Below are 24608 nucleotides of genomic sequence, written 5' to 3'. Positions count from 1 at the left end.
GAAAACAGGACCGTCTACAGATCAGTTCGCACTTGCCAGAGTTCCGGAAACAGGACTGTCGAGAGCATTTTTTGCAGATAGCCAACTCCTGATGTGCCCCCGGTGCCCTGCTTGAATCCAATCACACGTTCAACGGTTGTCACGTGATTAAACCGCCAGCGACGAAAATAATCCTCAAAGTCCACCAGCTTTTCAGCAAGCTCGTATAATTCCCAATGTTCGAGAGGTTTTTCGTATACCTGTCGCCATGCCTTCTGCACATGCTCATTATGCTGATACTTCCGTGACCAGTCCCGCTTCAGCACGTCAGACGGTAGTTCAAAACCACGCTTGCTCATGAGAATCAGGACTTCATCATAAAGGCTTGGCGCTTCTAGCAGGGATTTCAGTTCAAGCTGCTTCTCTGGCAGATGCGCATGTGGCTTCAGCATCGCTGCATTTTTGTTGCCCGCCAGAAACTCGATGGCCCGATATTGCCAGGACTGAAACCCCGACGACAGGCCAAGCTTGTCCCGAAATTCCGTATATTCGCTCGGGGTCATGGTGCGCAGCACATCCCAGGCCTTGTTGATCTGTTCAAAAATACGGGCAATGCGTGAGAGAACCTTGAAACATTCCCTCAGGCGTTCATCACGCAACATCTGCCGCGCGGCCTTCAACTCATAGATGGCAAGGCGCATCCATAATTCAGATGTCTGATGCTGGATGATGAAAAGCATCTCATCATGCGCTGTGGAAAGCGGTGTTTGCGCTGTGAGTATCTTTTCAAGCTGAAGGTAGTCCCCGTAAGACATTTTATCAGAGAAATCGAGCTCCGCGCCGTGATGTTCAACCGGCTTTTTCGTATCAGTCATGTTACTTTTGCCCGCTCAAGAAATTGCGGCCTGTCCCAAAGTTGCTCCTGCAGCACACGCGCCAGCGTTTCAGCGGCTGTGATAACATCCGCATACCGCAAATAGAGCGGCGTAAATCCAAAGCGTATAATATCAGGCGACCGGAAATCGCCAATAACACCTTCTGCTATAAGGGCTTGCATCACGGCATAGCCATTCGGGCAACTGAAGGAAACCTGACTGCCACGCAATTCATGTTCGCGCGGTGTGAGCAATTCAAGACCCTGATCGGTGCAGCGCTTGGCTACTTCTGCAATGAACATATCCGTCATGGCCAGAGATTTTTGTCGGACATCCTCCATGGAAATGTCGCGCCACAAGTCCAGCGCGCTATCAAGCGCGGACATGCTGAGGATTGTTGGTGTGCCAACAAGCATACGGTCAATGCCCTTTGCCGGCTTGTAGGTAAGATCAAAATCGAACGGCGCAGCATGGCCCATCCAGCCGGAGAGAGAGGGCGCAAAGCTGTTCAGGTGATCCGGGCGCACATAAACAAATGCCGGGGCGCCGGGGCCGCCATTAAGGTATTTATAGCCACACCCGATGGCAAAGTCGGCCTGCGCCGACGTCAAGTCAACGGGCACTGCGCCTGCTGAATGGGCAAGGTCCCAGATGGTCAGAACACCGGCCTGATGGGCACGCCGGGTCAATGCCGCCATATCATGCTTGCGCCCAGTCCGGTAATCGACCTCGGTTAGCATCAACACAGCCACAGTGTCATCTATGGCATCGACAGCCATCTCCGGCGCCACAAGTTTCAGCTCATGATCTGCACCAAGAGTACTGGAAATTCCCTGCGCCATATACAAGTCTGTGGGAAAATTACCTGTGTCAGACAGGATAATTTTTCGCTCTGGTCGCAAGCTGAGGGCGGCAGAGAGCACCTTGAGCAGATTAAGGGAGGTGGAATCTGCCGCGATCACTGTGCCACCCGGCGCTCCGATCAGGCGGGCAATTTTGTTGCCAACACGCTGCGGCAGGCCAATCCAGTCATGATCATTCCAGCCCTTGATCAGGCTCTGCCCCCATTCCTCAGCAACAACCCTCTGTGTACGCGCCGAAACATCACGCGGCAAAGGCCCCAGAGAGTTTCCATCCAAGTAGATTATGCCTTCAGGCAGGTGGAACGCGCCCCGTAAATGGCGCAATGGATCGCGCTGATCCAGCTGCTCTACATGCTGCATATGGCACCTGCCTCAGGCATCACTGATCCCTGAATCGGAGGTAAACGCATTGAAGCAGATGATCGTTTTTGTATTGGCGATCCCGGACACTTTATGCACTTGCTCATTGACGAAGCGTCCAATATCCATATCCGCAGGCAGATGAAACTGCGCCATCAGATCAAAGTCACCGGAAATTGAGTAGACGGAAGGCACCTGCTCAATGGAGTCAACAAGCTCACCGGCAACGTCATAAGCCTTGCCCAGTTCACATTTAATCATGACAAAGATTGTTCTCACAGGTCTCTCCTTCTCATAATCCTGATAGCGCCTGTTCGAGGTCCGCCTTCAGGTCAGCAAGATCTTCAATACCAACAGATATGCGCACAAGTGAGTCATCGACGCCCAACTCCGCGCGACGCTCTGGTGGTAGTGACGCATGTGTCATAATGCCAGGGTGTTCAATCAGGCTTTCGACACCGCCAAGGCTTTCGGCAAGTGTGAACACCTGGACGCGCTCAAGCATCGTGCGCGCCGCCTCAAGCCCGCCTTTGAGCAAGATGGTAATCATGCCACCAAAACTGTCCATCTGGCGTTTTGCCACATCGTGGTTGGGGTGAGATTGAAGACCGGGGTAATAGACGCGGTCTACCGCCTCATGCGCTTCCAGCCAGGTCGCCAGTGCCGCACCTGACTCAGCGTGGCGCGTCATGCGCAAGGCAAGAGTCTTGATGCCGCGCAGGGCAAGAAAAGAGTCAAATGGTCCGAGCTGGGCGCCAACCGAATTCTGCAAAAAAGCCAGCCTGTCGGCAAGGTCATCATCCCGAACGACAAGCACACCGGCGATAACATCGGAATGGCCGTTCAGGAATTTAGTGGCTGAATGCATGACAATGTCAGCACCAAGATCGAGAGGACGCTGGGCGAAGGGTGAAGCAAAGGTGTTATCGACACCAACCATCACGCCTTTGTCACGCGCAATGCGCGACACTGCTTCAATATCAATGACCTTCAGCATCGGATTGGTTGGCGTCTCCACCCAGATGAGCTTAGTGTCAGACGTTATTGCATCCGCAAGATTGTCCGGGTTGGTCATATCAATGTACGTAAAGGATAGATTCGCGGAGTCTCTACGTACACGCTCGAAAAGTCGAAAACTGCCACCATATACATCGTCGCTGGCAATGATATGCGACCCTGCGGGTAACAGTTCCAGCATGGTGGAAATCGCTCCCATGCCGGACGAAAACGCAAACCCTCTTGTGCCGTTCTCAAGATCGGCAATCGCCCGCTCATAAGCGAAGCGGGTCGGGTTATGCCCACGGGCATAAACAAACCCCTTATGCTTGCCGGGGCTTTCCTGTGCATATGTGGATGTCTGATAGATCGGCTGCATCACCGCCCCGGTCAATGGATCATGTTCCTGACCGGCATGAATGACACGTGTTGCAAATGCCTGACGGTTCTTTTTATCAGTAGTCATCCTGCTTCTCCTCAAGCCAGTTGCAGACGCAGATGGTTCAACAAATCAGAGCGCGTAATCAACCCCTGAAAAATATCATCCTTCATGACAACAGCCACATGACCCTTGGCAAAAATAGGCAACAGGTCTTCAATCGCCGAACCAGCCTGTACCGTCTGCACACGATAGGTCATGGCAGATTTCACAGGGTCCTGAAATTTGTCGTGATTGCGCACAACGGCAAACAGGATATCTTCTTCATCCAGAATACCTGCGACTTCTCCCTTTTCGTCCAGCACCGGCAACTGGGAAATATCATAGAGTTTCATGCGGCCATGGGCCTGCATCAGCGTGTCATCAGGCGTGCAGACAACTGTGGCTCGTTCCAGATGTCGCCGTGTGATAATGTCCGTCAGGTCACCAACAGACTGGCGTGTCAGCAACCCCTGGTCGTACATCCAGAAATCGTTGAACATCTTGGACAGGTATTTGTCGCCGCGATCACACACAAATGTTACGACACGTTTTTTCTCGGTCTGCTCCCGGCAGTATTTCAGGGCCGTCGCCAACAATGTGCCGGAAGATGAGCCGCCGAGGACGCCCTCTTTCAGAACCAGCATCCGGGCTGCTTCAAAACTTTCCTTGTCAGATATGGCATAGGCCTTTTTGACATGCTCCAGTTCACACGTATCCGGAATAAAATCTTCCCCGATGCCTTCGACAAACCACGATCCAACATCATTCGGGATGTTCCCTGTATTTACGAGATCTGCAAGAATAGAGCCAACAGGGTCAGCCAGGATCACCTCCACATGAGGTGCGACCTTCTGGAAGTAGCGTGCAAGGCCGGAAATCGTACCACCTGATCCCACGCCCGTGACAATCGCATCCATGTCTTGGCCCATCTGCCCCCAGATTTCCGGTGCAGTCTGGGTCTCATGCGCGTGGGGGTTGGCTTCGTTCTCGAACTGATTGACGAAAAAGGCGCCCGTTTCCTCTGAAATGCGTTTGGCCACATCCTGATAATATTCAGGGTGCCCTTTCCCCACATCAGACCGGGTCAGATAAACTTCCGCGCCGAGGGCCTTAAGGTGGAAAATTTTCTCCTGCGACATCTTGTCGGGCACAACAATCGTCAGTGTATATCCCTTTTGCGCCGCAACAAGCGCCAGTGCAAGACCGGTATTCCCGGCTGTCGCCTCGACGATGGCACCGCCGGGTTTAAGCCGGCCATCTTTTTCGGCCTGCTCGATCATGGCGACGCCCATGCGGTCCTTGATCGACCCGCCGGGATTTTGCCCTTCCAGCTTGAGGAAAAGGTCACACGGGCCTGTGTCGATATTATGCACTTTCAGCATCGGTGTACGCCCGATGCCCTCCAGCACGTTATCATAAACCGGGCCAAATGGCGTTTCCTGCATGGGTGACTCCTGTTTTTATCTGCCTTCCGTAAACCAGTTATTGCGTGCCTGCGCAAGGCCGGAAACGGTCTCTCACCCCTTGTGCCGCATGGCAAAACCGGCAAGGATTTCAGCGAACCAGCGCCCGGCCACCAGCGCAGAAATATCGCTCACATCAAGGGAGGGATCAAACTCCGTCAGGTCTACGGCCCTCACCTTCTCATGTTGCCCGACCACACGGGCGGCAGCCAGAAAGTCGCAGACGCTGAGGCCACCTGGCCTGCCACCGGGAGCGCCGGGCAACTGGCTGCGCTCAATAACATCGATATCGAAGTCCACATAGATAGCGTCACAACGCTGGCTCAGCTGTTTCAGCCCTTCAGACACCAGTTCGACAACGCCCTGTTGCCGACAATCTGCCAGGGTTCTGACAGTGATGCCTGCGTCCAGCGCCCTGTCATGCATGGCTTTCGTATTGGCAAATGGCGCAAGCCCGATCTGCACGATATGTTGCCCCGGCAAACCGTCTTCAAGCAAGGCGCTGACCGGATTGCCGTTTATCAGCCCCCCATCTGTCGGGCGCAAATCGAAATGGGCATCGAGTGTCAGCAAACCAACTTTTTTCAGCCCAGCATCAATTCCGTGTACCCCTGGCCTAGTCACAGCATTATTGCCGCCAATCAGGCAAACCAGAGCATGTTTTGCCCCAAGATTTTGCACCGCACCAGAAACCGGTTCAAAACAGGCCGCCGGAGACAGGCCAGCCAGCGCCAGATCACCCGCATCATGGACCGCAAGACCAGACAGATCGAGGCCCGCCTCAAGGTCATACGTGCTGATGCGGCGCAGTGCCTGGCGAAATACCGGAGGCGCAAGGTCACAGCGCCCCGGTGTCACGCAGCCTTCTGCCAGACCCGCCCCCAACAACGCCACGGCCGCCTCGGGATGGTCTGCGAGCAGTCCCGCGATGGACGGCCAGTCATTTGCAGAGGGTCCATTTACCACCAGTAATATCTCCAGATTATTTCAGCGACTCACAGGCCTATTCACAGGCAGTTACAATCTGGTCTATAGCCACTGACAGGAGGGTGCAATCGCGATGTGGGATACGCTGCTGGTCAATGTCAATCTGGCAACCATGGACACAAACCGTGCTGCACCATATGGCGCGGTACAAAACGCTGCCCTTGCCATCAAGGATGGCCTGATTGACTGGCTCGGCCCGGAAGCTGAGTTGTCCGATGCGCCCGGAGAGCTTGCACGCAATGTGCTGGACCTTGATGGCAAATGGGCAACGCCTGGTCTGATTGATTGCCATACCCATCTTGTTTTTGGCGGAGCGCGCGCCAGCGAATATGAGATGCGACTCAACGGTGCCAGCTATGAGGAGATTGCCCGCGCCGGTGGGGGCATTCTCTCCACTGTGAAGGCCACCCGCAGCGCTCCGAAAGAAACTCTTTATGCAGCCGCCTTGTCGCGTCTGAACGCATTGCAGTCAGAAGGTGTTACAACCGTTGAAATAAAATCAGGCTACGGACTTGATCTCGAATCAGAAATGAAAATGTTGGAAGTGGCACGCGACCTTGGCAAGAAGGATAGCGTGGAGGTGGTGACAACTTTTCTGGGCGCACATGCCCTACCCCCGGAATATGCGCAGGACCGTGAAGGGTATATCAATCTTGTCTGCGAAGAGATGATTCCGGCTGTGGCCCGCGCCGGACTGGCTGATGCCGTAGACGCGTTTTGCGAAACAATCGGCTTCAGCACTGCCGAAACCGAGCGTGTGTTCAAAGCGGCCAGAACTTGCGGCCTGCCGGTCAAACTGCACGCAGAGCAACTTTCCGATAGTAGCGGCAGCCAGCTTGCGGCACGCTACAACGCGCTGTCTGTCGATCATCTTGAATATCTCTCACCCGAAGGGGTCACAGCCATTGCCACCACCAATACGGTGGCCGTGTTATTGCCCGGCGCGTTTTACTTCCTGAAAGAAACGCAGACACCGCCCGTTCAAGCCCTGCGACAGGCGAGCGTGCCGCTGGCTGTGGCCACGGACTGCAACCCTGGCTCTTCGCCCGTCACTTCGCCCTTGCTGGCAATGAACATGGCCTGCACTCTTTTTGGTCTGACCCCGGAAGAAGCCCTGACCGGCATGACACGCAACGCCTCACAGGCGCTTGCGCTAAGCGATAAAGTGGGCACCCTGAGCAAGGGAAAATCAGCAGATATCGCTCTATGGAATATCGCAACGCCCGCCGAACTGAGTTACTGGCTTGGCTACAATCCCCTTGCAGGCCTGTTCAAGGCTGGTCGTGAAATTTTCACCTGGCAGCATACACAAACAGAGGCTGAGCACATCCATGGCTGAAGTCCTATTATCAGAAAACAGCGTGCCGCTCGCCGGATTGTCACAGCTCTATCGGGATCCATACAAACTTGTCCTCGATAAAAAACTGCAACAGTCAGTAAAAAAAGCACATTCCATTGTGGCTGATGCAGCAAAAGGCAACGCCGCTGTTTACGGCGTCAATACAGGCTTTGGCAAACTCGCACAGACGCGCATCTCGGCCACAGACCTTGCGACCTTGCAGCGCAACCTGATCCTCTCTCATGCCAGCGGCGTGGGGGACCTGATGCCGGTGACGCTCACGCGGTTGATGATGGCCCTAAAACTTATCTCACTGACAAGAGGCGCTTCCGGCGTGAGTTGGGACCTGATCCTGCTTTTGACGAACATGCTGGAGAAGCAGGTGACGCCTTGCGTGCCGGCACAAGGGTCCGTCGGCGCGTCCGGCGATCTGGCACCACTGGCGCATATGGCTGCAACCATGATCGGTGAAGGTGACGCGTGGTACAGGGAAGAAAAGCTGCCCGCAGCGCAGGCGTTACAGAAAGCCGGACTGGCGCCCATCACCCTTGGGCCCAAAGAAGGGCTTGCACTTATCAATGGCACTCAGTTCTCCACCGCCTATGCGCTGGCAGCCTGGTTTGACACCTGGGATATCGCCTGCGCGGCGATTGTCACCGGCGCCCTCTCCACTGATGCGGCGATGGGATCACCCGCCCCATTCAGGGCTGAAATCCAGAGCCTGCGCGGCCACAGCGGACAGATAGATGTCGCCCGGACGCTCCGTACCCTGCTGGAAGGGTCCATCATTCGCGAAACACACCGTGAAGATGACGAGCGTGTGCAGGACCCATATTGCCTGCGCTGCCAGCCACAGGTCATGGGGGCCTGTTTCGGCCTTCTGCGCCATGTGGCTTGCGTGCTTGAAACCGAGGCGAATGCGGTAACAGACAACCCGCTCGTCCTGACACAAACCGGCGAGATACTCTCAGGCGGGAATTTCCATGCCGAACCAGTGGCGTTCGCTGCGGACCAGCTAGCGCTCGCCATCGCCGAGATCGGCTCCATTGCCCAGCGCCGTATCGCCATGCTGGTGGACCCGGCAATGAGTTTTGGCCTGCCGGCCTTTCTCAGCCCTTCTCCGGGTGTCAATTCCGGCTTCATGATCGCAGAAGTAACCAGCGCCGCGCTGATGTCGGAAAACAAACAAAAGGCCGCGCCTTGCAGCGTCGATTCAACTCCCACCAGCGCCAATCAGGAAGACCATGTTTCCATGGCCGCACACGCCGCGCGTCGTCTGACAGGCATGAATGACAATCTCGCCCATATCATCGGCATTGAATGGCTGATCGCGGCGCAGGGCGTGGAGCTGCGCGCGCCGCTCACCACAAGCCCGGCCTTGCAGAACACGATCAACGCCCTGCGGTTGCGTGTTCCGGGCCTGAAAGAAGATCGCCTCATGGCCCCTGATATTGCCACTGCAACCACCGCTTTACGACAGGGTACACTGATAAAAAGTGTGCCTGCTGAGATATTTCCTTCACCGGAGACACCAACATGAGTGACCGACGCAAAAACAGCCGCGAGGTAAAAGCACCGCATGGGTCTGCCCTTACCTGCAAGTCATGGCAGACAGAAGCGCCCTATCGCATGATCATGAACAATCTCGACCGCGATGTCGCTGAAAACCCGGATGAACTCGTGGTCTATGGTGGTATCGGCCGTGCTGCACGCACATGGGGTGATTTTGACCGCATCACCAAGGCACTTGAAAAACTGGAATTGGATGAAACCCTGCTGGTACAATCCGGCAAACCGGTCGGCGTCTTTCGCACCCACGAAGACGCACCGCGCGTGCTCATCGCCAATTCAAACCTGGTGCCGGAATGGGCCACCTGGGATCACTTCAATGAGCTCGATAAAAAAGGCCTGATGATGTATGGCCAGATGACCGCAGGCTCGTGGATTTACATCGGCACACAAGGCATCGTTCAGGGTACTTATGAAACCTTCGTAGAGGCTGGCCGCCAGCATTATAATGGCGACCTCGGCGGCAAATGGATCCTGACAGCCGGACTTGGCGGCATGGGCGGGGCGCAGCCACTGGCCGCGACCATGGCCGGTGCGTCCTGTCTCGCGGTCGAGTGCAACCCGGAGAGTATAGATTTCCGTTTACGCACGAAATATCTCGACGAGAAAGCCGCGTCACTGGATGAAGCACTGGCGATCATCGAGAAGTCTCATGCCGCCGACAAGCCCGTTTCCGTTGGCCTGCTTGGCAATGCGGCAGACATTTTCCCGGAAATTGCAGCGCGCGGCATCCGGCCTGACATGGTCACTGACCAGACATCCGCCCATGATCCGGTGAACGGCTATCTGCCGCAGGGTTGGACACTGGCGCAATGGCGCGACATGCGCGAGCGTGACCCCAAAACTGTAGAAAAAGCTGCCCGTGCCGCCATGAAAATCCATGTGGCCGCGATGCTGCAGTTCTGGCATCAGGGCATTCCAACCCTCGATTACGGTAATAATATCCGCCAGGTCGCACGAGATGAGGGCCTGGAGAACGCTTTTGATTTTCCCGGATTTGTTCCGGCCTATATCCGCCCGCTTTTCTGTCGCGGCGTTGGTCCCTTCCGGTGGGCGGCCTTGTCCGGTGATCCGGAGGATATCTACAAAACCGATGCGAAAGTGAAGGAATTACTGCCGGACAATCAGCACCTGCATAACTGGCTGGATATGGCACGTGAGCGGATCAGTTTTCAGGGACTGCCTGCCCGTATCTGCTGGGTGGGACTGGGCGACCGGCACCGGCTGGGCCTGGCCTTCAACGACATGGTGGCTTCGGGTGAATTATCAGCACCAGTTGTAATCGGACGGGACCATCTGGATTCCGGCTCTGTCGCCTCACCCAATCGCGAAACAGAAGCCATGAAGGATGGCTCGGATGCGGTCTCCGACTGGCCACTCCTCAACGCCCTGCTGAACACGGCAAGCGGTGCGACCTGGGTTTCCCTGCATCATGGCGGCGGCGTCGGCATGGGCTATTCCCAACATGCCGGCATGGTGATTTGCGCAGACGGCACGCAAGATGCCGCCCGTCGCCTAGAGCGCGTGCTCTGGAACGATCCCGCCACTGGCGTCATGCGCCACGCCGACGCAGGCTACGACGAAGCACTTGACTGCGCCCGGGAAAAAGACCTGAACTTGCCGGGGATACATACTTAATTCACAAGTGGGGCAAGCAGACAAAACTGGATGACAGGTGAAAAAATCAGAAAACTGATGCCGGATTGGCGACAGGTCACGCTCGTTGCTGCGTTAAAGTTCCCAGAGAGTTCGGAAATTGTCCGATTTGACGGTTTACGCCGATTGTTGCAAGTTGAATAAAATCAGTCGCGTCGCCTCAATATCGTTGCAACTACCATAAAATATGCTGCTGTGGCTGCATATGAGCGAGGGAAATAATGACACGCAAAGCTTCGGCGCTGGCTGCTTTTGAAGACCCGTATTGCAATCCGTTCACGCAGGACGCGCAAGGCCCTGATGCAATCTGCCTTGAGACTGGCCTGCGCCTTCAAGACATTCCGGAAAGTTATGCCCGTCAGGTCTGGTTGGCAGCTGGCCGCTCAACGCAGGCGCCACAGGCCCCGGACAGCAGACTGGACTTCATTGACGTACCGGAACCGGTCGGATTTTCGATGGCAGACTATCAGGCACGCAAGATACAGCCTGTTATATCTGACAATACAGCGAGGCAGCGCGCTGGCGGCCCGGTCGCGGCAGACCGGCGGCCCGGTGGCACTGGCAAACCGCACCCGCCTGCCGGCCTGCCGCCCGTACCAACCGGCCTGCCCGGCAACGGCACAGTCACCACAGAGGGCATTGTCGCGACCAACCGCTTTGGTCTTGGCGCGCTGCCGGGGGAGCTGGAAGAAGCTTCAGGAAACCCGCAACAATGGCTGAAAGATCAGCTCACGTATGATGCGGTCCGCATGCCCTTTGCCATGCCGGAAAGTCATGAATGTGTACTCTTGAGAATGGGCGTTTTCGATGATCCCAACCTGCAGGAAGTCGTTGTACCCGCCATCGACAAGCTGGAATCATTGCGCCAGAAAAACCGGACACCGGGCATTCCCGAAATCGACGATGTGCTCGATGCGCAGAATTATCAGGGCAAACTGTTCTTTCAGGAAATCAGATTGCGCGATTTCATGGCCTGCACCACAAGGGCACCCTTCGCAGAAAGGCTGGTGCGTTTCTGGACCAATCATTTTGCGATCACCGCCAATGCCAACACTCAGACGATGGTCGGGGATTTTGAACGCACGGTGTCGCGCCGGTTTTATCTTGGCAAGTTTTCAAACCTGATAGTCCGGGCGACTCTGCATCAGGGCATGCTGAACTTTTTGAACAATGTCGAATCTGTGGGGCCAAACTCTCCCTATGGCGTCACCATTGGTAATCCGCCTGCGAATGAGAACCTTGCCCGTGAAGTGCTGGAACTCCACTCCCTTGGCTCTGAGGGCGGTTACACACAGGCGGATGTTGAAGAGCTCGCCAATGCCCTGACGGGCTGCATTCATGGCTTTGCCTTCCACGGGGCAGAGCGTGTTGGACGGTTCCTGTTTGAGCCGTTGCTGCATGAACCAGGCGAGCGTACTTTCCTCGGCAAACAGTATGCTGAGGATAATGAAAGCGCTGGCCAGGCAATTGCCATTCTCAATGATATTGCCCGCCATCCCGCCACGATTGCGCGCCTGTGCCGGAAGATTGCGGCTCACTTTACAGCCGACACACCGCCACAGGGCCTTGTAGACAATCTAATTACCGTCTGGGAACAAACAGATGGTGAATTGGGCGCCATCTATAAGGCGCTGGTAGACAATCCCCTCAGCTGGGATAATTCCCTTGAAAAGTTCAAGACACCGAATGACCTCCTGAATTCAGCCGCGCGGGCCGTTGGCAAGGAACATGTCTTTGGCGATAATGAGCAGTCCCGTGAATATCTGCTTTATCTTCTTTACCTTGATCTCGGTCAGTTCCCGTTTACGCCGCCCACCCCCGAAGGATGGTCCGATGACGGACCGGACTGGGCCCAGCCCTCCCCCATGATGGCCCGAATGCAATGGGCCAATCAGGTGGCCAGCAGGCTTGGCACCATCAAACCGGGCGACCTGCTGAACGATACCGTAGGGCCGGATATATCAGAAGACACCGCATTCTGGACGGGCGGGGCTGCAACGCCGCAACAGGGGCTGACGCTTGCTTTCATGAGCCCGGAATTTCAAAGGAGATAACCCATGAGCCATTTCATCATGAACCGCCGTGCCGTTCTCCTTGGACTTTCAAGTTCACTGGCCGCCGTCAGCTTTGGGGGACCAGCCGTGGCCCAGACGGGTATTGCCGGCAAGAAATTCGTATTCGTAATCCTGCGCGGTGGCATGGATGGCCTCGGGGCCATGATTCCCACTACGGATCAGTTCTATGAAGGGTTGCGCAAGCAATATGCCCTTGAGTCAGGTCAGCTCCTGCCACTGGATGCCAATTTCGGGTTGAACCCGTTTATGCCAAATTTTCACGCCCTCGCCCAGAATGGCGAAGCACTGTTGATGCACGCGGTTGGCGCGCCAATGAATACCCGTTCCCACTTTGACGATCAGGAGGGGTTGGAGCGCGGCGTTTCTGACCTCGGGGATGCGCTGGATGGCTGGCTCAACCGGGCGCTGGTCGCCATGGGCGCCGAGGCCGAGGGCATTGCCGTGGGCATTTCCCTGCCGCAGGTGTTACGCGGCGAGGCAAGCATAGTACAATTCTCACCAGCGAATTTCCCCGATGTGGACTCTGATACCTTGAACCGTATCGTCCGTATGACAGCAAATGACAGCCTGATTGGTCCGCCTTCAGCAGAAATTGTCGAGGATACGCTGGATGGCCGCTTTGATCTGGACGTCGGGGCGGATGCCTCTGATTTCGAGAAAGCAGCGGCAATCCTCGTGGATCAGGATCCGCAGCTTGCCAGCATCGTCGTCATCCAGGTGAACGGCTGGGACACCCATACGGGGGCTGACCCACTGGGCAATTTCGGTGTCGGTGGATTGCTGGGCAGTCTGGACGACGGCCTACAGGTGTTGAAAGACGGTCTCGGGGCGGAATGGTCCAACACCGCTGTTGTTGCTCTGTCAGAATTTGGTCGCCGGGTTGAACTGAATTCCTCCCTCGGCTTCGACCATGGTACAGGCGGGCTTGCCCTCATGACAGGCGGCGCGATCAATACTTCAGGCGGCCCTGTGATCGGCGATTTCCCCGGCCTCAGTCCCAGCCAGCTTCACGAGGGCCGCGACCTTGCTGTTGCCACGGATTGCCGGGCAATTTTCAAAGGCATCATGCGTGACCATCTCGCACTTGATCTGAATGTGCTGAATACGGATATTTTCCCGGACAGTGCAGACATTGCTCCTTTGAGCGGATTGATTGGCTGAAGACACCTTCAGTCAAACAGACTGCTTTGAGAGAGAGGTTTCCCGGGTGCTTTCTTTTTTGCTTTGGGTTTGGATGTGCCGGCCTCCGCTCCCTTGTCCCTGAAGACGGCATCGCGCACGCCATCAGCGAACTGAATGCCAGCCGCCATGCCATCCTGCACATCCGCCGCCCGCCGGACAACATTACCTTCCGTGTCCAGCGCCAGGGCGAAACCTCTTGCCAGTACATTGCGATATGACAGCGTATCCAGCAGGCGTGAGGCGCTTTCAAGCCGAGCCTCCCGGGCATCGAACAGGCGCGGTGCGGTACTTTTAAGGCGCGCGCTCGCAGCGCCCAGTCCCTCCATTCGCGCCTGAAGGTTACGGGAAAGCGCAACCGGTCGCAGGCCGGAGGCCTTGCGGCCAAGCTCTGTCTCCCCGCGCTCAATGCGTATCCTGAGGGCCTGACCGAGCCTGTCAGCAGCCCGGTCAAGGCGCTGTGTCGGTATTTCCAGCAGTGTGTCCGCACGCCCCAGGCCGCGCATGGCCGAGGTCAGCGCCATTTGCCGTGCCTCCAGGGTCCGGCTCTGGGTTGCGCCCATGCGCCGCACCTTGTTCTGCACCTCCTGCCACAGGTCCCGCCGCACGGGCACGGCGATTTCTGCCGCTGCTGTGGGCGTTGGCGCGCGCTGGTCCGCAGCAAAATCTATCAGTGTCGTATCTGTTTCATGACCAACGGCCGAAATCAGCGGTATCTTACTGCCGGCTGCAGCGCGCACGACGGCTTCCTCGTTGAAGCACCAAAGGTCTTCAATCGAACCACCACCGCGGGCAACAATCAGCACATCAGGCCGGGGCACAACACCGTTAGCAGACATTGCATTGAAGCCTTCAATACCCGCGACAATTCTGGCCGCCGCCCCCTCGCCCTGCACCAGTGTTGGCCAAACAAGAACATGGCTTGGAAATCTGTCACGCAGCCGGTGCAGGATGTCCCTGATCACGGCGCCCGACGGGGAAGTCACGACACCGATGACACCCGGCAGGAACGGCAGAGGTTTCTTGCGCGCGTCATCAAACAGCCCCTCCGCCGCCAGTTTCTTCCGGCGCTCCTCCAGCAGGGCCATGAGCGCCCCGGCGCCCGCAGGCTCAAGCGTGTCGATGACGAGCTGATATTTCGACTGCCCGGGATAGGTGGTCAACCGGCCCGTGGCGATCATTTCCATCCCCTGCTCGGGCTGAATTTTCAGCTTTGACGCGTTGCCCTTCCAGACCACGCCGGAGATAACAGCCCGGTCATCTTTAAGGTCAAGATAGACATGACCAGAGCCAGCGCGGGTGACCCGCCCCATTTCACCACGTACACGGACATATGAAAATGAGTCTTCGACCACCCGTTTCACATCTCCGGAAAGTTCAGAGACCGTATATTCGCGTATATTGCTCATAGGGTTTCAACCGTTGCTGTGCGTTCGCCACCGGCTGTGCCTGTATTGACCACATCAGTAGGCTCAATCAGCAGGATCTGGCATTCCCTGTCTGCAACAGGCTTATGCTCCACACCCCGCGGGACGACATAGACCTCACCCTCATTCAGGCTGACTTCACCGTCGCGCAGCAGAATCTTCATGCTGCCTTTTACGACAAGAAACATTTCATCCGTATCTTCATGAGAATGCCAGACAAACTCACCTTCAATTTTCGCAATCCGCACATCATAGTCATTGACTGTGGCGATACGCTTGGGCTGCCACTGCTCTGTAAACTGAGAAAATTTGTTGGCGATATTTACAGCCTGCATGGTAGCCTCCCGTTCTTTCTGGACCGGATTATTCGCCCGAGTCGCCCTCACGCATAATGCGCTCTACCGTATCTGTATCAATATTCGGGTCCTGCGTGATGGTCCAGCTGGGCTCCCAGTTGCAGTCGTCCACATAACAGGGCACCGCGGCACCCAGATTGTCGAGTGACTGGGCAGTGGCATCCGTTGTTGCCTCGGTACCCACTGACGCCTGCTTCAACTGCTCATACCCGCGTTGCTGCTCAAGTCTGCGGGCGGCATCCCGGCCGATAATCAGGCCAAGATCACGGCGCTCGTAATATTCCTCATTCTCCGCCAGCGCGCCGCGCCAGCCGGGCCCGTATTGCCCCGTCTCATCCGGCACACTCACGCCTCCCCGGCGAAGGGCGGATGTTATGCCGGACCAGTCTTCGGTAGTCCGGGTCCAGCCAGACAGGATCTCGCGCCCGGCGCATTCTTCGGCCTTGTCCCGATTGTCGAATTGCTCCGGGCAGAAGATCGCGACAACACCCGAAGAACCATCCCCGCCAACATCAGGCAGGCTGACATCCGGCAGTGCTGACTGCTGGGCATAAAGCGCATCAATTTCTGGTCCTGTCAGATTGGAATAGTCGACCTCCGGTTCCGGTTCTGCTGCTGGCGGCGGTACATAGGGCTGATATGTTTCGACAATTTCAAGCTCCGGCTCAGGCTCTGCAACCACTTCTCTCAACGGGGGCGGTGCAGCTTCCGGCTCCACATAAGCGTCAGCCAAAACGGGTTCCGGCGGCGCTGGTGGTATCTCTTCTGCCAGGCCCTGTTCAGGGTCTGCGACGGGTTCAGGTTCGGGCTCGGCATCCAATACCGGCTCAGGCGCCGGTTCAGTGATTTCCGGCTCTTCGGGCAACTGAACCTCTTCGGGAATGATCTCCGCCTCCACTGCTTCCATTGGCAATGTTTCCGGCTCCACGACCCGGGGGTCGAGTTCAGCTTCGCTCAGAACGACTACCGGCACCGCGCCACTCGGCTCTGGCAGGCCATAGACGATACGCACTTCAGCGGTCGCCAGAAACATCCAGAGAATCACGAAATTTATGGCAGCCGCATAGCCCCACGGCACGTACCACTTGTGGTTCGTCACTGGCCCGCTCAACGGCACGAGACGGGAGAATTTGCCGGGTGCCACCATTGATTTAAGCTATGGCGAGGGCATATAGCCTTGTCATGTGAAAAATGCGTGAGACAGTGAGGAAAAGCACTTGAAAATACTGCTGATTGGTGGTGGCGGCCGGGAACATGCCCTTGCCTGGAAGATCGCTCAAAGTCCCCTCCTGACCGGACTGTATTGTGCCCCCGGCAATCCGGGCACGGTACCGCTTGGCACAAATGTGCCGCTCAAGGACACAGATGTTGAGGGCATTGTGTCTTTCGCGATGCAGGAAAACATGGACCTGGTGGTCGTTGGCCCGGAAGCGCCGCTCGCGCTGGGGCTCGCTGACAGGCTGGAAAAAGCCGGGATCGCCTGTTTTGGGCCATCACAGGAAGCCGCGCAAATTGAGGCGTCCAAAGGCTACCTGAAGGACCTCTGCCAGGAGCACGATATTCCCACCGCCGCATATGGCCGCTTTGATGCAGCAGCCCCGGCCAAAGCGTTTCTCTCCACCATGTCAGCGCCATATGTCATCAAGGCAGATGGCCTTGCCGCTGGTAAAGGCGTTGTCATTGCAGAGGACCTGGCCGAAGCAGAAAGCGCCATAGATGACATGCTCGGCGGTCGCTTTGGCGCGGCCAGCGCAGAACTTGTCATAGAAGAATTCCTTGAAGGGGAAGAAGCCAGCTTTTTTGCCATCACGGACGGCACCCATATTGTCCCGATGGTTGGATCACAGGATCACAAACGCGCCCTTGATGGCGACAAGGGGCCAAATACGGGCGGTATGGGCGCCTATTCCCCGGCGCCGGTTTTTACGCCTGAAATTCAGCAGGAGGTCATCGCCCGGATCATCGCGCCGACGGTCAAAGCACTTTCTGATCGGGGCAGTCCTTATTGCGGCGTCCTCTATGCGGGCCTGATGATTGGTGCAGACGGCCCGAAGCTGATTGAATATAATGCACGCTTTGGCGACCCTGAATGTCAGGTCATGATGCGCCGTATGCAAAGCGATATCCTGCCAGTGCTCATGGCTGCTGCAACAGGCAAACTGGCCGGGCAGGAATTTGTCTGGACCCCGGAAACCGTCGCCCTGGTCGTCATGGCAACGCAGGGCTATCCCGGTTCCTATGCCAAAGGGTCTGTCATTAAAGACATTGAAAAAGCGCAAGCGCGCGACGGCGTCGAAGTCTTTCACGCTGGCACAAGCCAGACAGATGGCCAGTTGACGGCCAGCGGTGGCCGCGTTCTCAATGTCACCGCCGGTGGCGCAACCGGGCGCATTGCTGTCGATCGCGCATACGACGCTGTGGCACAGATCGACTGGCCGGAAGGCTTCTATCGCCGCGATATCGGCTGGCGGATGCTGCAGCGGGAGACAACATGACCTTTACTGTAGCAGCTCTATACAAATTCGTGCCCCTGCCAGCCTTTGAGAGCATACAGAGTACGCTGCAGGAGGTCTGTGACAGGGCCAGTGTCATGGGCACGATCCTGCTCGCTGACGAGGGAATCAATGGCACCATCGCCGGACCTGATGAGAGCATCAGGGACGTTCTGGCGCAGATCAGTCAGCACCCGGATATCGGACCTGTGGAGGCAAAGTTTTCCTATACGGATGAACAGCCTTTCCTGCGCATGAAAGTGCGCCTCAAGAAGGAAATTGTCGCGCTGGGCGCTGGCCGGGTTGATCCCAATGAACAGGTCGGCACCTATATCGAACCGGAAGACTGGAACGACCTGATTGCCCGAGATGACATTATCCTGATTGATACGCGCAATGATTATGAAGTGGCGATTGGCACATTCGAGAACGCCATTGACCCGAAGACCACGAGCTTTCGTGAATTTCCCGCTTATGTCGAAAAGCTGAAGCAGAACCTGCCTGACGAAGAGAAGCCGAAGATCGCCATGTTCTGCACCGGCGGCATCCGCTGTGAAAAAGCATCGTCCTACATGCTGCGCGAGGGCTTTGATGAAGTCTATCATCTGAAGGGCGGCATTCTGAAATATCTCGAAAAAGTACCGGAAGCTGAAACCAGATGGAACGGTGACTGCTTCGTTTTCGACAACAGGGTTTCAGTACGCCATGGCCTGGAAGTCGGGGACTATGACATGTGTCACGCCTGTCGTATGCCGATCAGCGAAAGTGAAAAGCAGTCCCCTGATTATCGGCCGGGCATTTCCTGCCCGCATTGTATCGGCACACGCAGTGACGCGGATATTGCCCGCTTTGAAGAGCGCCAGAAACAGATGGAACTGGCCCGCCAGCGCGGGGAAGCACATATTGGTGCTGCCGCCAGAAAGGAAAAAGCATGAGCCGCAAGCCCGTTCTCTATTCTTTCCGGCGCTGCCCATATGCCATGCGCGCGCGCCTGGCACTTGCGACCAGTGGCATACAGACAGAATTGCGGGAAGTCGTTCTGCGCGACAAACCGCAAAGCATGATTGATGTTTCACCAAAGGCGACCGTGCCCGTGCTGTTACTGCCTGACGGCAAGGTGCTGGAAGAAAGTACAGACATCATGCTCTGGGCATTGCAACAGAATGATCCACATGACTGGCTGCTGCCCTGGCGTGAATCACGCGATGAGCTGATGGCGCTGATTACGGAAAACGATCTGCCCTTCAAGCAGTTTCTGGATCGCTACAAATATCCCGGTCGCTATCCTGACGAAAACATCATCCCGGAAATGCAGCGGGCGTCCGGCCTCGAAATATTGTCCAAATGGAACGACCTCTTGGCGGACACGGGGTGGCTTTATGGCAGCAGGCGCACTCTGGCAGATGTTGCATTGCTGCCATTCGTGCGCCAGTTCGCACATGTTGACCGGACATGGTTCTTCGCGCAACCCATTCCCCATGTGCAATCATGGCTGGAAGATTTCCTGGCCTGGGAAGGTTTTTCCGGGATCATGACAAAATATGATCAGTGGCAGGAAGGTGATGAAGGCATCTCCTTCCCGGCCTGAAGTCAGGCCGCGTCGCCGTCAAGTTTCCAGTCGGGCCGGACAAAGTGACAGGTGTAGCCATTGGGATATTTCTCAAGATAATCCTGATGAAACTCCTCAGCTTCCCAGAACGGCCCGGCCTCAACCACTTCGGTCACGACTTTATCCGGCCATTTGCCAGACTGGTTGACCGCCTCAATAACAGAATATGCCGTATCGCGCTGCTCTTCGCTCGTGTGAAAAATGGCTGAACGATATTGTGATCCACGGTCATTACCCTGACGGTTTTCCGTTGTCGGGTCGTGTATCTGGAAAAACCATTCCAAAATCTTGCGATAGGAAACGATATTGGCGTCAAAGCTGATCTCAATGGCTTCAGCATGACCTGTCTTGCCGGTTTTCACCTGGTCATAGACGGCATTATCCACATGCCCGCCCGTATAGCCGACGCGGGTCGCGGTGACGCCGGGCACGTTGCGCAGCAGGTCCTGCATTCCCCAAAAACATCCACCAGCCAACACTGCACATTCCGTCATGAAAATTTCCTCCTGTTGTTTCAGATAGATAGGCGTTGATCGGAGCGCATCAAGATGTCAGCCCACACAACCGTGTGAGACAACCAAACTGGCCGGCGATAAAACGTATCAGACAGTGCCTTGTCCGTTTGTGCCTGCGCCTTTACATAGGGGTCGAGTCTTGTTGGAGTAAGGTCCATGCCGCGACATGGCCAGAGCCACGATGATACACCGATCCATCAGGTCATTACGCAATCTGTAACGGCAGTTCTCGGCCCCACCAACACGGGCAAAACCCACTACGCACTGGAGCGCATGGCCGCCTATGAAAGCGGCATGATCGGCCTGCCGTTACGCCTGCTGGCCCGCGAAGTTTTCGACAAGATGGTTGCCCGCAAATCAGCCAGGGAAGTCGCGCTGGTGACCGGTGAGGAAAAAATTATCCCGCCCAATGCCAAATATTTCATCTGTACAGTCGAGGCAATGCCGCTTGAACGCGAGGTCGCCTTCATGGCGATTGATGAAATTCAGCTCGCCGCAGATGCTGAACGCGGGCGCATTTTCACAGAACGTCTGCTGCTTGCACGCGGTACGCAGGAGACGCTCCTGTTGGGTGCAGACACCATGCGCTCGATCCTGAAAAGACTGATCCCGGAGATCGGCTTTGTCAGCCGCGAGAGATTTTCGCAACTGACCCATGCCGGGCACAAGAAAGTCACACGCCTGCCCCGCCGCTCGGCCATTGTCGCTTTCTCCTCTGAAGCGGTCTATTCGATCGCCGAACTGATCCGGCGACAACGCGGCGGCGCTGCCGTGGTCATGGGCGCACTCTCCCCACGCACGCGCAATGCGCAGGCTGCGTTCTATCAATCCGGTGAAGTGGATTATCTGGTTGCCACAGACGCGATCGGCATGGGGCTGAATATGGATATTGACCATGTGGCTCTTGCCGGCACACGCAAATATGATGGCCGCCGTATGCGCCAGCTTTTCCCGGCTGAACTGGCACAGGTTTCCGGGCGGGCCGGGCGCCATGTGCGCGACGGCACATTCGGCACCACAGCGGACTGCCCGGGCCTCGATGATGAAGTGGCAGAGGCAATTGAGGACCATCAGTTTGAACCTGTCACCGCGCTGCAATGGCGCTCCGTTTCGATGGACTTCAATTCCGTGCCAGCCCTTCTTAATGCACTGGAGCGCAAACCGCCGCGCCAGGAACTTGTGCGCTCACGCATGGATGATGATGAAGATGCCTTGCGCCGGCTGCTCAAGATGCCTGACATCAAGGATATCGCGAGGGGCGGCGCAGCGCTCAAGCTGCTCTGGGAAGTTTGCCAGACACCGGATTTCCGCAAAGTGTCGCCCGACCAACATGCCCTGATGTTGGCCGATCTCTATCGTCAGTTGATGGAAAGAGGCCGCCTCAAGGAAGGCTGGCTGAAGGCGCAGGTCGAACGTCTGGACAGACTTGAAGGCAATGTGGATACGTTGACAAATCGCATCGCCCATATCCGCACCTGGACGTATCTTACGCATCGCTCTGGCTGGCTTGACAACACCGCCTATTGGCAGGAGCGCACCCGGGCGATAGAAGACGCCTTGTCCGACGCGCTGCATGAAAAACTGACCCAGCAATTCATTGACCGGCGCACGTCAATGCTGTTGAAGCGACTTAAGGATGATGCGCCATTACTGGCCGGTGTTACCGCTGAAGGAGAAGTCATTGTGGAAGGCGAATTTGTTGGCCGCCTGATTGGGTTTCAGTTCATTCTGGACCCCCGCGCCAAAGGACCACATGCCAAAGCCGTGCGCCATGCCGCACTGACCGCCCTGAAGCCGGAGCTTGCGGCGCGCGCTGCAGCTCTGGCCAATGCCAAAGACGCGGACCTGACCATGACGGATGGCGGCGTGATCTGGTGGCGGCACTCTGCGGTCGCCAGACTGGAGAAAGGGCCAACGCCCCTGCGGCCAAATCTCAAGATGGTTGCGATAGAGCATTTGCCCGTGAACATGCTGCCACGGATAGAAGAGCGCCTCACCGCCTGGTTTACAGGACAGCTTGAAGGCCTGCTGCTACCGCTGGTTTCCCTGCAGAAAGCCGTGAACCTGAGCAGCGGTGATGACACAGAAATGCTGGCAGCAGGAACCCGCGGTCTTGCCTATCGTATCGTTGAAAATTTTGGGGCGATCTCCCGCAGCATGGTCATCAACGAGGTCAAGGAACTGCCGCAGGACGAGCGTGGCAAACTCCGCAAACTTGGTGTGCGTTTCGGGGAATTCACCATACATATGCCCGCCCTGCTGAAACCTGCCTCTGCACGGTTGCTGACACTTCTCTGGGCACTCTGGTCCGAAAAGGACCCGGAGCAGTTTGAGCCGCCCAAAGCAGGCCTGACCTCTGTCCCGCTCGGGGCGGACCTGCCGCACGCCTATTATTACGCCACCGGATACCGTCCCTCTGGCCTGCGTGCTGTACGGATTGATATGCTGGAGCGACTGGCGCAGGAGATTCGCGGCGCCCGCGAAAAAGCCGACATGCGTGACGGCTTCGAGGCAAATTCCCGCATGATGTCTCTTGTCGGCTGTTCCGGTGACGATTTCGAGGGCATTCTGAAATCCCTCGGGTTGCGCAAGAACACCGTGCGCAAGATGGTTCCCAAAACCTCGACGGCTGATACGGGGCACACATCTGCGTCAGATACGCCGGCTCACCCCCGGAAGATGGAACCCCGGACAGAAGAAACTGCAACCGCGCCAGTGGAAGCTGAGGCGAACAATACCGTTGAAGAAAACGCCGCTGATCTTCAAATCCCTGCGCCGGAAGCTCGGCCAGCTGCTGATCAAAGTGCCGCTTCGGCGGAAAAAATGCTTGCTGATGAACCTGCAGGAAACGCCGAGCCCGCATCAGTTTCAACGGCCGAACCGGCTGAAGCAGCAGCAGCAGACAGCAACGACACGCAGACAGAACCAGCTGCCGCAGCATCCGATACTCAAACTCCGTCATCACCCATGGGTGAAGAATTGGTGGATGAAAAATTGGTCGAAGTCGAACTGACCTTATGGCGTCTGGCGCCCCGCCAGCAGAACCAGCGGCGCGGCAAACCAGCGGATAAGGAAGGCCAGAAAGGCAAATTCGCCAAGGGCAAATCACGCGGCAAAGATGGCAAGCCACAACGCAAAGGCGGCCCCAGCAAAGGCAAGCCACAGGGACCGCGCATTTTCACCGCAGGGCCAGATCGCAAAAAACAGGCCGACCCGGACTCACCTTTTGCCGCCCTGGCTGCTCTTAAAGGTGACAATGACTGAGGCGACAGCCCAGACCAGTCAGCGCATTGACAAATGGCTCTGGTGCGCGCGCTTTTTCAAGACAAGATCGCTGGCTGGCAAAACCGTCACCGCTGGCGGCATGCGCCTCACCCGCAATGACCAGACGCACCGGATCACAAAGGCAAGTTTCTGCGTTCAGCCTGAGGATACCTTAGCCTTTACAAAACATGACCAGCTTTTCATTGTGCGGATCAATGCTTGTGCCCTCCGGCGCGGCCCCGCGCCCGAAGCGCAGGCGCTATACGAAGACTTATCTCCACCACCACCAAAAAAAACGGACCCGAAAGTCTCTGGCAGCCAGGACTTTGAACGCGAAAAGGGCGCAGGCCGCCCAACCAAAAAAGACCGGCGGGAGATGGAAAAAATCCGTCAGGATCTGTGAAACTTGTTTTGGAGATTCTGAACTAGCCGACCCATCAGCTTTCGAAATTTCCTGGCAGGCTTTGAAAGGCACCGCGTAAAGCATGTGACCACGCCTCGCTCATTTCACTGAATGCCTGATCGTCCGGCTCAATGCGGCGCTGGTGAGAGAATTCACAAGTATCTGTACGGATAATTGCCAGGTCAAGCGGCATACCGACAGAGAGGTTGCTGCGCAAAGTCGAGTCCATGGAGACAAGTGCAGCTTTGACCGCTTCCTGAATGGGCGTCGTCTTATCCAGCACCCTGTCGAGGATAGGCTTGCCATATTTATGGTCACCGATCTGGAAGTACCCCGTGTCATCTGTTGCTTCGATGAAATTGCCTGCCGCATAGAGGAGGAAAAGCCTGTGCTGGCCCCCTTTTCGCTGGCCACCAATCATGATGGTCGCATCGGCGGCCGCACCGCGTTGTTCCAGCGCCTCGCTGTGACGCCCCTGCACTTCGCGCATCACATCACCGACAATCTGTGCTACTCGAAACATGGTGTCCGCGTTGAGAATCGTTTCAACACTGTCATCCGCCTTTGCCTGTTGAATGGACCTGTTGAGGCGCGTCATCACGCCTTGCGTGATGGAGAGATTGCCCGAGGACATCATGGCAATGGCCCGTTCCCCCGGGACTTCCCAGGTAAACAGCTTGCGATATGTGGAGATATTATCGACGCCGGCATTGGTGCGGGTATCCGCGAGCATTACCAGCCCTTCATTCAGTTTCAGGCCAACACAATAGGTCATTATAC

The 24608-nt window shown here is 56.5% G+C and carries 21 protein-coding genes; 10 read left to right on the top strand and 11 right to left on the bottom strand.

The annotated features are described in order from the left end of the window. Positions 1-14: 14 nt before the first annotated feature. The 6 genes from kynA to RAL90_RS04665 form a co-directional block, all read right to left on the bottom strand. On the bottom strand, positions 15-854 hold the full coding sequence (gene kynA, locus RAL90_RS04690; RefSeq protein ID WP_306253365.1) for a tryptophan 2,3-dioxygenase: 840 nt from the start codon (positions 852-854) through the stop codon (positions 15-17). Then, the gene (gene kynU / locus RAL90_RS04685) at positions 851-2077 is read right to left on the bottom strand and encodes a kynureninase (protein ID WP_306253364.1); all 1227 of its coding nucleotides are present in this window, start codon (positions 2075-2077) and stop codon (positions 851-853) included. The genes kynA and kynU overlap by 4 nt, the downstream gene beginning before the upstream one ends. Positions 2078-2089: 12 nt before the next feature. Then, entirely contained in the window at positions 2090-2356 is a 267-nt protein-coding gene (locus RAL90_RS04680; RefSeq protein WP_306253363.1) for an Lrp/AsnC ligand binding domain-containing protein, read from the bottom strand. 13 nt (positions 2357-2369) lie between these two features. Beyond that, entirely contained in the window at positions 2370-3539 is a 1170-nt protein-coding gene (locus tag RAL90_RS04675; protein ID WP_306253362.1) for a PLP-dependent aspartate aminotransferase family protein, read from the bottom strand. Between the two features lie 11 nt (positions 3540-3550). Continuing rightward, positions 3551-4939: a cystathionine beta-synthase gene (locus RAL90_RS04670; protein ID WP_306253361.1), complete on the bottom strand. Its 1389-nt coding sequence runs from the start codon at positions 4937-4939 to the stop codon at positions 3551-3553. A 72-nt stretch (positions 4940-5011) separates the two neighbouring features. Further along, the gene (locus tag RAL90_RS04665) at positions 5012-5923 is read right to left on the bottom strand and encodes an arginase family protein (RefSeq protein ID WP_306253360.1); all 912 of its coding nucleotides are present in this window, start codon (positions 5921-5923) and stop codon (positions 5012-5014) included. 94 nt (positions 5924-6017) lie between these two features. Here RAL90_RS04665 and hutI point away from each other — a divergent pair, with 94 nt between their 5' ends. From hutI to RAL90_RS04640, 5 genes are all read left to right on the top strand, one after another. Further along, a complete protein-coding gene (gene hutI / locus RAL90_RS04660; protein WP_306253359.1) occupies positions 6018-7283 on the top strand; it encodes an imidazolonepropionase in 1266 nt (421 codons plus the stop codon). Then, complete coding sequence (gene hutH / locus RAL90_RS04655; protein WP_306253358.1) at positions 7276-8823, top strand: histidine ammonia-lyase; 1548 nt, start codon at positions 7276-7278, stop codon at positions 8821-8823. The genes hutI and hutH overlap by 8 nt, the downstream gene beginning before the upstream one ends. Next, on the top strand, positions 8820-10490 hold the full coding sequence (hutU, locus tag RAL90_RS04650; RefSeq protein ID WP_306253357.1) for a urocanate hydratase: 1671 nt from the start codon (positions 8820-8822) through the stop codon (positions 10488-10490). Before hutH ends, hutU begins: the two co-directional genes overlap by 4 nt. Positions 10491-10729: 239 nt before the next feature. Continuing rightward, the gene (locus tag RAL90_RS04645; RefSeq protein ID WP_306253356.1) at positions 10730-12562 is read left to right on the top strand and encodes a DUF1800 family protein; all 1833 of its coding nucleotides are present in this window, start codon (positions 10730-10732) and stop codon (positions 12560-12562) included. Positions 12563-12565: 3 nt separating this feature from the next. After that, positions 12566-13744 carry a DUF1501 domain-containing protein gene (locus tag RAL90_RS04640; protein ID WP_306253355.1) on the top strand — a complete coding sequence of 393 codons (1179 nt, stop codon included), beginning with the start codon at positions 12566-12568 and terminating at the stop codon, positions 13742-13744. A gap of 8 nt (positions 13745-13752) precedes the next feature. Here the strand turns inward: RAL90_RS04640 and xseA are convergent, their stop codons facing one another. From xseA to RAL90_RS04625, 3 genes are read right to left on the bottom strand one after another with little or no spacing between them, the layout of a single operon-like run. Then, positions 13753-15171 carry an exodeoxyribonuclease VII large subunit gene (xseA, locus tag RAL90_RS04635; RefSeq protein WP_306253354.1) on the bottom strand — a complete coding sequence of 473 codons (1419 nt, stop codon included), beginning with the start codon at positions 15169-15171 and terminating at the stop codon, positions 13753-13755. Next, on the bottom strand, positions 15168-15524 hold the full coding sequence (locus RAL90_RS04630) for a cupin domain-containing protein (RefSeq protein ID WP_306253353.1): 357 nt from the start codon (positions 15522-15524) through the stop codon (positions 15168-15170). Before RAL90_RS04630 ends, xseA begins: the two co-directional genes overlap by 4 nt. A gap of 28 nt (positions 15525-15552) precedes the next feature. Beyond that, the gene (locus RAL90_RS04625; RefSeq protein ID WP_306253352.1) at positions 15553-16692 is read right to left on the bottom strand and encodes a hypothetical protein; all 1140 of its coding nucleotides are present in this window, start codon (positions 16690-16692) and stop codon (positions 15553-15555) included. Between the two features lie 70 nt (positions 16693-16762). On the opposite strand from RAL90_RS04625, the gene purD reads away from it, so the two are divergent. Genes purD through RAL90_RS04610 form a run of 3 tightly spaced genes read left to right on the top strand, consistent with a single transcriptional unit; the run spans position 16763 to position 19625 of the window. Further along, positions 16763-18040: a phosphoribosylamine--glycine ligase gene (gene purD, locus RAL90_RS04620; protein ID WP_306253351.1), complete on the top strand. Its 1278-nt coding sequence runs from the start codon at positions 16763-16765 to the stop codon at positions 18038-18040. Then, positions 18037-18972, top strand: coding sequence for a rhodanese-related sulfurtransferase (locus RAL90_RS04615; protein WP_306253350.1), 936 nt, complete (start codon positions 18037-18039; stop codon positions 18970-18972). The genes purD and RAL90_RS04615 overlap by 4 nt, the downstream gene beginning before the upstream one ends. Beyond that, positions 18969-19625, top strand: a complete 657-nt coding sequence (locus RAL90_RS04610; RefSeq protein ID WP_306253349.1) for a glutathione S-transferase — start codon at positions 18969-18971, stop codon at positions 19623-19625. Before RAL90_RS04615 ends, RAL90_RS04610 begins: the two co-directional genes overlap by 4 nt. A gap of 2 nt (positions 19626-19627) precedes the next feature. Here RAL90_RS04610 and msrA read toward each other — a convergent pair whose 3' ends face one another. After that, positions 19628-20140 (bottom strand): peptide-methionine (S)-S-oxide reductase MsrA, encoded by a 513-nt coding sequence (gene msrA, locus RAL90_RS04605; RefSeq protein ID WP_306253348.1) that lies wholly within the window; start codon positions 20138-20140, stop codon positions 19628-19630. 177 nt (positions 20141-20317) lie between these two features. Between msrA and RAL90_RS04600 the strand changes: the two genes are divergently transcribed. After that, entirely contained in the window at positions 20318-23425 is a 3108-nt protein-coding gene (locus tag RAL90_RS04600) for a helicase-related protein (RefSeq protein WP_306253347.1), read from the top strand. Then, positions 23418-23828, top strand: coding sequence for an RNA-binding S4 domain-containing protein (locus RAL90_RS04595; protein WP_306253346.1), 411 nt, complete (start codon positions 23418-23420; stop codon positions 23826-23828). The genes RAL90_RS04600 and RAL90_RS04595 overlap by 8 nt, the downstream gene beginning before the upstream one ends. A 34-nt stretch (positions 23829-23862) precedes the next feature. Here the strand turns inward: RAL90_RS04595 and RAL90_RS04590 are convergent, their stop codons facing one another. Continuing rightward, positions 23863-24603: a proteasome-type protease gene (locus RAL90_RS04590; protein ID WP_306253345.1), complete on the bottom strand. Its 741-nt coding sequence runs from the start codon at positions 24601-24603 to the stop codon at positions 23863-23865. Positions 24604-24608 lie beyond the last annotated feature (5 nt).

Source organism: Parvularcula sp. IMCC14364, assembly GCF_030758415.1.
GTDB lineage: Bacteria > Pseudomonadota > Alphaproteobacteria > Caulobacterales > Parvularculaceae > Aquisalinus.
This window is presented reverse-complemented; position numbering and strand designations above follow the sequence as displayed.

Bases quoted from the DNA above. Each gene is read 5' to 3' on its own strand.
- kynA (WP_306253365.1), bottom strand. From the start codon at position 854: ATGACTGATACGAAAAAGCCGGTTGAACATCACGGCGCGGAGCTCGAT.
- kynU (WP_306253364.1), bottom strand. From the start codon at position 2,077: ATGCAGCATGTAGAGCAGCTGGATCAGCGCGATCCATTGCGCCATTTA.
- RAL90_RS04675 (WP_306253362.1), bottom strand. From the start codon at position 3,539: ATGACTACTGATAAAAAGAACCGTCAGGCATTTGCAACACGTGTCATT.
- RAL90_RS04670 (WP_306253361.1), bottom strand. From the start codon at position 4,939: ATGCAGGAAACGCCATTTGGCCCGGTTTATGATAACGTGCTGGAGGGC.
- hutI (WP_306253359.1), top strand. From the start codon at position 6,018: ATGTGGGATACGCTGCTGGTCAATGTCAATCTGGCAACCATGGACACA.
- hutH (WP_306253358.1), top strand. From the start codon at position 7,276: ATGGCTGAAGTCCTATTATCAGAAAACAGCGTGCCGCTCGCCGGATTG.
- hutU (WP_306253357.1), top strand. From the start codon at position 8,820: ATGAGTGACCGACGCAAAAACAGCCGCGAGGTAAAAGCACCGCATGGG.
- RAL90_RS04645 (WP_306253356.1), top strand. From the start codon at position 10,730: ATGACACGCAAAGCTTCGGCGCTGGCTGCTTTTGAAGACCCGTATTGC.
- RAL90_RS04640 (WP_306253355.1), top strand. From the start codon at position 12,566: ATGAGCCATTTCATCATGAACCGCCGTGCCGTTCTCCTTGGACTTTCA.
- xseA (WP_306253354.1), bottom strand. From the start codon at position 15,171: ATGAGCAATATACGCGAATATACGGTCTCTGAACTTTCCGGAGATGTG.
- RAL90_RS04630 (WP_306253353.1), bottom strand. From the start codon at position 15,524: ATGCAGGCTGTAAATATCGCCAACAAATTTTCTCAGTTTACAGAGCAG.
- RAL90_RS04625 (WP_306253352.1), bottom strand. From the start codon at position 16,692: ATGGTGGCACCCGGCAAATTCTCCCGTCTCGTGCCGTTGAGCGGGCCA.
- RAL90_RS04615 (WP_306253350.1), top strand. From the start codon at position 18,037: ATGACCTTTACTGTAGCAGCTCTATACAAATTCGTGCCCCTGCCAGCC.
- RAL90_RS04610 (WP_306253349.1), top strand. From the start codon at position 18,969: ATGAGCCGCAAGCCCGTTCTCTATTCTTTCCGGCGCTGCCCATATGCC.
- msrA (WP_306253348.1), bottom strand. From the start codon at position 20,140: ATGACGGAATGTGCAGTGTTGGCTGGTGGATGTTTTTGGGGAATGCAG.
- RAL90_RS04600 (WP_306253347.1), top strand. From the start codon at position 20,318: ATGCCGCGACATGGCCAGAGCCACGATGATACACCGATCCATCAGGTC.
- RAL90_RS04595 (WP_306253346.1), top strand. From the start codon at position 23,418: ATGACTGAGGCGACAGCCCAGACCAGTCAGCGCATTGACAAATGGCTC.
- RAL90_RS04590 (WP_306253345.1), bottom strand. From the start codon at position 24,603: ATGACCTATTGTGTTGGCCTGAAACTGAATGAAGGGCTGGTAATGCTC.